Origin of the sequence: Mesorhizobium sp. M7A.F.Ca.CA.001.08.2.1 (genome assembly GCF_003998455.1) — a bacterium.
Lineage (GTDB): Bacteria > Pseudomonadota > Alphaproteobacteria > Rhizobiales > Rhizobiaceae > Mesorhizobium > Mesorhizobium ciceri.
Genome location: NZ_RZPW01001362.1, coordinates 1 through 677, shown reverse-complemented (window position 1 = coordinate 677; position 677 = coordinate 1). Strand labels below are relative to the sequence as shown.

At 60.4% G+C, this 677-nt stretch carries 2 protein-coding genes; both read left to right on the top strand.

Annotated elements, in window-relative coordinates; genetic code table 11:
* Positions 1-282, top strand: a 282-nt coding sequence (locus EN914_RS37400) for a pyridoxine 5'-phosphate synthase (protein WP_206527350.1), incomplete at its 5' end; no start/stop codon positions are given.
* Between the two features lie 103 nt (positions 283-385).
* Positions 386-677 (top strand): KUP/HAK/KT family potassium transporter (locus EN914_RS37395; RefSeq protein WP_206527349.1); only part of this gene is annotated, 292 nt, incomplete at its 3' end.

Below are 677 nucleotides of genomic sequence, written 5' to 3'. Positions count from 1 at the left end.
GACGGCATCGAGCTCTATACGGGTCCATATGGCAGCTATCACACAGATTCCGCCAAAGCGGCCAAAGAGCTGGAAAGACTGGGAAAAACCGCCGACGCCGCGCTTGCCGCCGGGCTTCAGGTCAATGCCGGGCACGATCTGGTGGTCAGCAATCTGCCGGCACTTGCCAGGCGCATTCCGGCATTGGCCGAAGTGTCGATCGGACATGGGTTGACAGCCGACGCGTTGGAGTATGGCATGGCCGGCACGGTGGGTCGGTTCCTCAAGGCCTGCGGGTGGTAGCAATGGCAGCCTCGCGTGGCAGGCATGGCTGCCATTACGCGACGGCACTTGATATTGCATTGCAGCAAGCGTAGAGCACCGCGCGCTTATCGGAGTGTCGTCCATGGCCCTTACCAATAGTGGTAGTGAGGCAGAACCCGTCGAACAATCGAGCCATTCGGAAGTCGAACAGCACAGCACCAAGGTTCTGATGCTGGGCGCGCTCGGTGTCGTCTATGGGGATATCGGCACCAGCCCGATCTACGCCTTTCGCGAGGCGCTGGTGGCATCGTCGGGCGGAGAAGTGGCCGACCGCGGTGATATCCTCGGCGTTTTGTCGCTGATCATCTGGTCGCTGACCATCATCGTCACCATCAAATACATCATGTTCGTGCTGCGGGCGAACAACCGCGGCG